Source organism: Bradyrhizobium sp. 31Argb (genome assembly GCF_043638955.1).
In the GTDB taxonomy this organism is placed as follows: domain Bacteria; phylum Pseudomonadota; class Alphaproteobacteria; order Rhizobiales; family Xanthobacteraceae; genus Bradyrhizobium.
The window spans coordinates 21,561-29,693 of record NZ_JBEGDB010000079.1; the positions used below are offsets into that span (position 1 = coordinate 21,561).

General features: G+C 61.6%; 8 protein-coding genes and 1 pseudogene. 4 read left to right on the top strand and 5 right to left on the bottom strand.

Annotation, left to right across the window (positions count from 1 at the left end):
• Nucleotides 1–558: 558 nt before the first annotated feature.
• The 5 genes from AAFX91_RS17460 to AAFX91_RS17480 form a co-directional block, all read right to left on the bottom strand.
• Nucleotides 559–1,008, bottom strand: coding sequence for a hypothetical protein (locus tag AAFX91_RS17460; RefSeq protein WP_394567247.1), 450 nt, complete (start codon nt 1,006–1,008; stop codon nt 559–561).
• Nucleotides 1,009–1,017: 9 nt separating this feature from the next.
• The gene (locus tag AAFX91_RS17465) at nt 1,018–1,218 is read right to left on the bottom strand and encodes a hypothetical protein (RefSeq protein WP_394567248.1); all 201 of its coding nucleotides are present in this window, start codon (nt 1,216–1,218) and stop codon (nt 1,018–1,020) included.
• A 343-nt stretch (nt 1,219–1,561) separates the two neighbouring features.
• On the bottom strand, nt 1,562–2,185 hold the full coding sequence (locus tag AAFX91_RS17470; protein WP_282532299.1) for a Uma2 family endonuclease: 624 nt from the start codon (nt 2,183–2,185) through the stop codon (nt 1,562–1,564).
• 223 nt (nt 2,186–2,408) lie between these two features.
• Nucleotides 2,409–2,876 carry a hypothetical protein gene (locus AAFX91_RS17475; protein WP_282532298.1) on the bottom strand — a complete coding sequence of 156 codons (468 nt, stop codon included), beginning with the start codon at nt 2,874–2,876 and terminating at the stop codon, nt 2,409–2,411.
• Nucleotides 2,873–3,160: a hypothetical protein gene (locus AAFX91_RS17480; protein WP_282532297.1), complete on the bottom strand. Its 288-nt coding sequence runs from the start codon at nt 3,158–3,160 to the stop codon at nt 2,873–2,875. Before AAFX91_RS17480 ends, AAFX91_RS17475 begins: the two co-directional genes overlap by 4 nt.
• Here AAFX91_RS17480 and AAFX91_RS17485 point away from each other — a divergent pair.
• The 4 genes and pseudogenes from AAFX91_RS17485 to AAFX91_RS17500 all read left to right on the top strand — a co-directional run bounded on the left by AAFX91_RS17485 (nt 3,148) and on the right by AAFX91_RS17500 (nt 8,104).
• Nucleotides 3,148–3,791: pseudogene (locus AAFX91_RS17485) on the top strand (AAA family ATPase). The gene AAFX91_RS17480 and the pseudogene AAFX91_RS17485 overlap by 13 nt on opposite strands.
• Before the next feature lie 128 nt (nt 3,792–3,919).
• Nucleotides 3,920–5,335 (top strand): Wadjet anti-phage system protein JetA family protein, encoded by a 1,416-nt coding sequence (locus AAFX91_RS17490; protein WP_394567249.1) that lies wholly within the window; start codon nt 3,920–3,922, stop codon nt 5,333–5,335.
• On the top strand, nt 5,325–5,966 hold the full coding sequence (locus tag AAFX91_RS17495; protein WP_282532295.1) for a DUF4194 domain-containing protein: 642 nt from the start codon (nt 5,325–5,327) through the stop codon (nt 5,964–5,966). The genes AAFX91_RS17490 and AAFX91_RS17495 overlap by 11 nt, the downstream gene beginning before the upstream one ends.
• Nucleotides 5,963–8,104 (top strand): ATP-binding protein, encoded by a 2,142-nt coding sequence (locus tag AAFX91_RS17500; protein WP_394567250.1) that lies wholly within the window; start codon nt 5,963–5,965, stop codon nt 8,102–8,104. The genes AAFX91_RS17495 and AAFX91_RS17500 overlap by 4 nt, the downstream gene beginning before the upstream one ends.
• Nucleotides 8,105–8,133 lie beyond the last annotated feature (29 nt).

The window sequence follows — 8,133 nt, forward strand, 5'->3', positions numbered from 1 at the left end:
GAATTGGCGCCGGGATCTTTCCTCGACGCACCATCAAGTGGCAAACGATGCGACTTGGAAGTCGCGCCTTTCGAGAAGACTTGCTCGCGCATGCAGCAGATATGAACAATGAATTGCTGCCCTCGGAAAGATCCATGTCAGCTTGTGGCCCCATATCTGACGATCCCTTCGTCCATCCTGGATGCCGGCTCGTCGAGGTAAAGCGGACATAGGTCCGATTGATCGACGTTCGTCCTCGACCACGACATCCGCAATGAAAAGCCCCCGCCATCGCTGGCGGGGCTTTATGTGTTTCAGCCTAGGGGACCTACTTTGCCCCGATTCGGGGACCAACTTATAGAGGACCAACTTTGCCCACGGCTGCACTCGTGCAGCGACAGGCATAGTACGTCCCTTGAGCACACTCTAACCGTTCAAATCCCGCTCACGCACTCCAGCGCGTTGACAGGCGAAACGGGACCTGCGGGGCAAAGTGCGTCCCTCAAATTAGATCGCCGCTGTCGCCGTTGGGTCTCCCTCACGAATCCGGGGGCCAACACACGTCTGCGCTAGTATCCCTCAACCCGAGTACGGCTGGTAGGCCGGGTGATCCTGCTTCAAACGTTGGAGCAAATGCCTGAGGAAAGACGAGACGGCGAATGCATCGCGAAGCTTGCCATGTCCACTTTCGACTTTGAGCTTCACACTGGAGCCGTCGTCCAGATCGAGGTCAATCGCGCGGAATTCCTGCTTGTCTTGGTATTCGGCGCGGGTCCCGACAATCGATGAATAAGACACGCCCCTGGCTATGTCGGCCAGAAACAGCCCATTCTCGCCGACGATGAAGGCGATCTCATCGGAGTCCTCTGCGATCGTCTGCACGCCGAGCGCGGCCCCTATGCCGGTAGCGTTAGCCGTCAACAAGCCGTTTGCTTTCTCGACAAGATCCGGCCGCACGGCCGCTGCTCGAAAGCCGTAGGGGTTTTTCAGGTACTTTTTGGTGCAGAATTGCACGTGATCGACTGGCATCTGTGGACTCTAGCTGACCGCCGTTGTGGCGCGAAGCTCGATCCAATCATTCGTGTCGCGGACGGCAGCGTATTCGGCCTCGATCAATTCGGCGGCGGCCATGATGTCGGCCGCGACCAACTGGATACCGACCTCGCTGTCCATGTTTTCGATCGCCTTTCGCAACATCAGCAAGGCGTCGTCGGTCAGTTGAATGGGCTTGGAGGGCATGAACGAAGCGCTCAATTTAAATGAGTTGCGAAGAAGGTTGTGGTCCTCTCCTAACATTCCAAGCTGAACGATCGTTTTTCGGACGACGCATCCTGGAACATGTCGATATACTCGACATGGCGACGTACCAGGCTCTCGATGAGTGTCCGGACGTCGATGCTATCGAGGGCCGCAATTCTCTTCGCGGTTTCGTATGTTTCGTCGCTGATTTCGATTCTGTGCATAATCCCGGCATCTCTTGAGCGTGTTTAACGGACGGCGACACCCATCGTCGACGAGCGCCCCTAGCTTTTCGGGACGTGCCGCGCTGGATACAAGGGCCAGATCGATCCGCTGACGGATCTCAGATCTTGGGGCCCGAGCCCCCCGTCCTCAACCGAGGCCGAGGGGCTTTGTCAAAAGGGATGTCGAAATAGACCGTGTCCAGGTCCATGCTGAACTCGACGGCATCGAGCTCGAGCACGTGCTCCGGCGTCGGCAGGACTTTGAGCTCCCATCCGTTCTCGGTCCGGACATAGTGCTCGACACGCATCTGGTCGGCGTAGGCCAGTACGATGTGCTGCATCGTCGGGAGATCTTTGTAGAATTGCAGCTTCCGGCCTCGATCGCGATCCATCGTGGATGGAGAGAGAACCTCGACCACGACGATCGGATCGGTGATGAACGTGCTGTTGCTCGGCGGACCGCAGCGAACCACGATGTCGGGACGGTACTTGTCGCGACCGGTCGAACTCGCAGAAGCCTGCACCATCATGCCGCCGAAATAGGTCCTGCAGCGCCGCTTATCCATCGCGAGCTTGAGGGGGGCCCCGATGTTGCCAGCGATCTGCTCGTGCGTCTCGTTGGGATTGCTCATCAGCACAGGCGCGCCGTCGAAAAGCTCGTACTTCCTTCCGTCGGCTACGCTTTCGACGAACTCGTCGAATTCGGCGATCGTCATGTCGATGTTTTCCGCAGCGTCCGCCATCAATTCCAGTGCTCCTCGCCCTTGTGTCGGGGCTGCGCCAGCCAAGCTGGCCTATTGAGTGCTCGCAACCCAATATGGGGCCTTTTCCAGTCGCCCTCAACACCAGCCGGCAAGACAGCGTTAACGCTGGCGCCATTTCAGCCCGCCATACATAGTTGGTCCCGCGGATCGGAGTCCGGAACCTGCGCAGGTTTTGCACGGTTCAAGATAGGGCGTGGTCGGCTTATAAACGGCTAATTTCACCCTCTAGCAGGTCTGCCCTGCGGTAGAACGTCGCCCCGATCTTTCTGGGATTGAACACGGGCTCCACGCCGGCGTGCTGGAGCTCTTTCTTGACCACCATGAAATGCCGCCCCCGCTGTCTCGCGATCGCGAACAGGGACACGAATTCGCGATCAAACCGCTCGACCTCCCGAACCGGCACCACGACCGTCGGGCAGCGATTGACGGGATTGACCACGGTGATCGACTTCAGGTGCCCGTGCTTGATGAGGGCGGCTGAGACGCGGTCAGCGACGCGCAACCGATCGGAGATCTCGACGCCGGTCAGCCCGCCATGGTCCGGCCCTCGGACAAGAGCACGGACCTCCTTGAGGTTGAGGAACAGGGACATGTAGCCGCGCTCGGACGTGAGCTTCCATTTCCGGTGCACCTTGCGATCGAGAACCAAGCGGACGATTTCCTCGCTCATGCAGAAGGCATGGTGCGCAGCTTGCGGGATGGAGACCTGGCCGTCACCCGCCGCTCGACCGGCCTGCCGAACACAACGTCGCCGGGGCCGACCGGCAGGCGCGTCCGGATGAAGTCGCCGACCAGGTCTCGCAAGGGGTCAAAGGCCTTGTCCTCCCGTCCGAACCCGAGGACCTGGTAGATGCGGCCAAACACGGCCTGCGCCCCCTCTGTGGCGGCGCCAGAATACGGATAGCCCCTGCGCAGATCCGGAACGATACCAAGCGCTCCGGGTGCAGCTTCCAAACGGCATCCTGCTCTATGGGCCGCCGGGATCCGGCAAGACCCACGCGGTCGACACGCTCGTCGCCGCCCTCGGGAGACCAACCTTCAGGTTGGATCTGGGCGAACTCGGAAGCCCCTTTGTCCATCAGACGACCGTTTCGATGAGGCAGGCCTTCGAGCAAGCGAAGCGTAGCGCCCCGTCGCTGCTGATCTTGGAGGAGATTGATGCCGTTGCGCCGGCGCGCGGACCCTTGTCCCACGACCACAAGGTGGAGGAACTGACGGAGATCCTCCGGATGATCGAGGCCGCTGCGAAAACGACGTGCTGGTCTTGGCGACGACCAATCGCAGGGATGCACTGGATCCTGCTCTGTTGCGCAAAGGACGCTTCGATCACTCAGTGCTGGTCGACTACCCGACCGCAGAAGAGGTCGAACTGGCGCTGCGGGGAATGCTCAAAGACCGGCCGCATGACCTTCTGGACCTCTCCAAGCCAGCCCAATTACTCGCCGGCCGCCCCATGAGCGATGCCGCCTGGGTCGTGAACGAAGCGGCCCGGCTGACGGCGCGGGCAAGGCGTGACAAAATCGATGAACTCGACTTTCACGAAGCCGTTGAGCGCCTGCAAATGGCCGGTCGCATCTCAGTATAAAGTCGGATCTGTCACCTTAACGCGAGCCCAAAGCCAAGGAAAATCAGGAGAAGATCCTGAAACTTCACACTTTTTCCTTGCGGTTGAGTAGCCGTCACGGTTCAATCGGGCGACTGAAGGACCGATAGATGAAACTGTTTGGCTACCTTCCAGACACCCTCTTCAAGCCCCTGTCAGGGCCGAAGAAGCACGTCTATGCCCGCCTTCTGATGCGGCTCTATGAGAGGGTCTACTCGGCTCGCATCCTTGAGACCCCGCTCAGGGAAGAGGTCGTGAAGCAGATCGAGATCGGGCTTTCGGAGTTCGGCATCGGATCGATGGGCGACCTCTCGGAAGGCGATCCCGAAGAGGATCAGACCACAAGCCAAGCACACTACCTGGCCTACTATCGATTGCGCGATACCGGTTGGCTCACGGAAGAAACCGAAAAATGGCGCACCTACGTCGACATGAACCCGGACGCGTTCATGGTCCTGGGCGCGATCACCGACTTCGGTAACAGCCGCGTGCGCGTCGCCGGCGCCGTGGTCGACGTGAAGAACAATCTTGAGGCTGCGTTCCGGGAGCCAGAGACGATGGCCCAAGGCCTCGCCAATGCGCACGACACGGCTTTACGGTTCGCTCGCAGCATGCGCCGTATCCTCGCCGGCATGCGCGAGATCGAGGACCGCATTCTGGGCAACCCGAACGCGGCGGCCATCCTCCGCACGTTCTTCCAGGACTTCGTCGATGGGCTGCTGATCGCCGACTACAAGCAGCTCAAGACGTCCAACAACCCGTACCGTCATCGCCGCACGATCGCATCGCTCGCGGGCGATATGCTCGCGGACGCCGAGCGCATCGGCAAGATCGCGCGCGCCTACATCGAGCAGGGTGTCATGGCCCCGGGCGCCACGATCGCGACGGCCGAGGAGCGCATCATCGCCGAGCTCGAGAAGATCAAGAGCGTCTTTGAGGACGTCGGCCCCTTCATGGACAAGATCGAGGATTTCAGGGATCGCCTCGAACGCCGCATCCGCACCACCGTCCACTACATGGATGTCATGGGAGAGGGCTCCGCCGAGCGGATCGTCCGGCTGATCGAGCAACTCTCGAAAATGGGCAGCGATGAAGTGGAGATCCGCCTGAGCTCGCCGGACGTGGGTCTTCCGATCACGTCGCTCGCGCTGTACACGCCGCCGCCTCCGAAGGCGCCGCCCGAGCGGACGCGCTTCAAGGTCCCGAAACAGGATCCCTATCTGCGCGCCTATGTCCGGGCTACGACCGAGTTCGACCGGATGGTGCGCGTGTCTGACCAGAAGCTGCTCGAGTTCGCTCGCCGGCAGATGCAAGGCCGCGACGCCTTGTCATCCGCGGAGATCGAGATCGAGGGCGTTCCGGATCTCTTTGCCTACCGGGCCATCCCGAGCCTGGCTGCGGTCGGTCGCTCCGTGCGGTTGGGTGAATTCACGATCACGCTTGAGGAGGGGCGTACGGCCAACGATTGGATCGCTGTGACCGCCTTCCGGATCGAGAGAACGAGGACCTCGGCCGATGCTGCGTGATCTTTCCAAACTGATCGACGACGAGGACTCCGAGGGCGGCGACGGCGAGCGGCTGCAGAAGGAGCTGCGCCAGGCCGCGCAGTCGCTCTGGCGCGCCCAGTTCATCTACGAGAACGACTGGGGCATGAAGACCTCCTATGAGGTGCTCCGCCGTTACATGGGGTACTTCGAGAATCTGTTCGACGCGCTCGGTTACCGCGTCGTGGGCAGGCCGAACGACGGATACGTCGGCCTGGTAGCGAACGAACTGCCTCCTCGCCAGAGCATGAAACTTGACGAAAGCCTGCTCCTGCTGGTGCTGCGGCTCCACTACGAGGAGGCGTTCACGCGGTTCGAGGCCAAGGAATTCGGCGAGGTGGAAGTCGAGAGCGAGCAGATTCTGCAGATCTATGAAGACCGGACCCATCGTGAGCGGCCCAACTTCGGCCGGGTCAAGGAAATCCTGGCTGGCTTCAGGCACCGTGGGCTCGTGCGGATCGAGGATCGGGACGACAGGAACTTCACTCTGTTCCTGCGGCCGGCCTTGCCGATCGTGGTGTCCAAGGACACGCTCGGCTCTCTTGAAGAGTTCGTCTCGCGCTCCACCGCGGCGACGGCGAAGGCCGACGCCGCGAGGGAGGTGCAGGCGTGATCGAACTGCGTCGCATCATCCTGGTCGATTGGTATCTGTTCCGGGCGCAGCAGGTCGATATGCGCGGCATGACCGCGATCATCGGCCCGAACGGGGCGGGGAAATCGGCGATCATCGACGCCGTGCAGACCGTGCTCTCCGGCGCGAGCATGGCCAGCATCCGGTTCAATCCGAGCGCCCAGAGCAACGTCAGGAGCAAGCGGACGCTGCGCGACTACTGCCTCGGCGTGGTCTCGCTCGACGAGAAGGGCGAGCGGTCGGAGCCGACGCGCCAGCATGCGTACACCTACATCATCCTGGTCTTCGAGGATCTGGACGACGGCTCTGCGGTGAGCCTGGGCGTGGCCTTTTCGGCATCGGCATCGAGGAGCGACGAGTCCTGCGAGGCGCGCTTCATTGCCAAGGGCGCGCTGACGAAAGACGACATTCTCGCTGCGGTAGGAGACGACGAGGTTGAGACGCTGCAATGGCATGCGGTGCGCACCGCTTTGCGCGCACGGAATATCGAAGTCGACGACGCGTTCTCGAGTGCAACCGACTTCGTGGCGGAATCGCTCAGGGCTTTGTCGCCGGCAGGCTTCCCGCTCGACGCCAGGCGCTTCCAGCGGGCGTTCCGGAACGCGCTGCTGCTGAAGCCAGTAGACAATCCCACAGAATTCGTCCGGAACTACGTTCTCGATGTTCAGCCCCTGCAGGTCGACAGGCTTCGTCGCGGTATCGAACATTGGCGTTCGTTGACCCGTCGCATCGAGGAGTTGAGGGCGCAGAGCGCGAGCCTCGCTGGCATCCTCCGCATCGTTGGCCGCGCCGTAGAAAACGAACGGGTGATCGCGATCACCGGCTGGCAGATCGCCCGCCTGCAATGGGAGCAGTTCCGCCGCGAGGCGCGGCGTCAGCAGGAGAACGTCGCGCAGCTAAAGAGCGCCGCGAGCAAGGCCGAGATCGAGGCGACCGCGGCAGCCGCCAGGCACGCCACGCTCGACGTCGAGCACAAGACCGTCGAGCTCTCGATCAAGACCAGCGACGGCGAGCAGCTTGCCCAGATGTACGAGTCGGACAAGAATCTGACCCTGGGTCAGCGCGCCAACGCCATGGCGCCAGTCAAGGAGATCGATAGCCTCGTCGCTTCGATCAAGAAGGCCGTCGAACTCAATCTGCTGGTTCGTTGCGACGACCTGTTGCACGCACTGCTGAGCGCAGTCGTCGTAGCTCGAGGGAGGGCCCAACTTTCCGAGTGGGACAAGCCGCTCCCGGAAAACTGGGAGGATAGCGCGTCGCACCTGGATGCGGCTCTTGTGGCGGTCGATCAGGAGCGCCTCGAGGCTGCCCGAAAGGCGTTCTCGGACGCGCATTTCCACGCACGGGTTGCAACCAAGGGGCTGCAGGATCGCATCGAGCTGATCGACAGCAACCTGAGGCGGATGGAGCAAGGGTTAAGCCCGATCGAAGGCGGTACCAGGGACCTCATGAGGCAGCTCGCGTCGCACGGCATCGAAGCGACGCCGCTGTGCGAAGTCGTTGAGATTCGGGACGACAAATGGCGCATGGCGGCCGAGGCGGTTCTCGGCCGCTCCCGAGAGGCGTTGATCGTCGAACCCACGAGGGCGGTGCGTGCCTTGGAGATTTTCCGCGAAGGCGGAGAGCATTCCTTCAGGGATGCGGAGGTCATCAACACGACCAAGACCGACAACACTCGGCCGGCCGAAAAGGGCTCTCTCGCACAGATCATCAGCACGGAAAACCGTCACGCCAGAGCATTCCTCAACTATCGCATCGGCCACCTGATGTTGGTCGAGGCTATGGACAGGATGGTCGCTGCGGAGAACGCCATTACCCCCGACCTGATGATGCAAGGCGGGCGGACGGTCCGGCGACTGCAGAAGCCGCGTTATCTGAAGCTTGGGCGCGCTACGCAGGACCAGTTGCGCAAACAGCTCGAAGACGAACGAGCGCAACTGCTCCAGCAGCTTGCGGCATCGGCGGGAGACGTCCGGCGATCGGAAGAAGAAGCTGGCCTGTTCGAAGCCATGTTCGCACAGTTCCGAGCGACACGTGGTGCCGGCCTGACCTGTGTGGACAGCGGCGCGACCCTAGTGGTCTATCACAGTGATTTTGACTCTTTGGGGGTGGCTGGATAGGCGCGGCCGAGTTTGGCGCGAGCTTTGTC

Coding starts and splice junctions, on each gene's coding strand:
- AAFX91_RS17470 (WP_282532299.1), bottom strand. CDS start 2,185: ATGGCGGACGCTGCGGAAAACATCGACATGACGATCGCCGAATTCGAC.
- AAFX91_RS17460 (WP_394567247.1), bottom strand. CDS start 1,008: ATGCCAGTCGATCACGTGCAATTCTGCACCAAAAAGTACCTGAAAAAC.
- AAFX91_RS17475 (WP_282532298.1), bottom strand. CDS start 2,876: ATGAGCGAGGAAATCGTCCGCTTGGTTCTCGATCGCAAGGTGCACCGG.
- AAFX91_RS17465 (WP_394567248.1), bottom strand. CDS start 1,218: ATGCCCTCCAAGCCCATTCAACTGACCGACGACGCCTTGCTGATGTTG.
- AAFX91_RS17490 (WP_394567249.1), top strand. CDS start 3,920: ATGAAACTGTTTGGCTACCTTCCAGACACCCTCTTCAAGCCCCTGTCA.
- AAFX91_RS17495 (WP_282532295.1), top strand. CDS start 5,325: ATGCTGCGTGATCTTTCCAAACTGATCGACGACGAGGACTCCGAGGGC.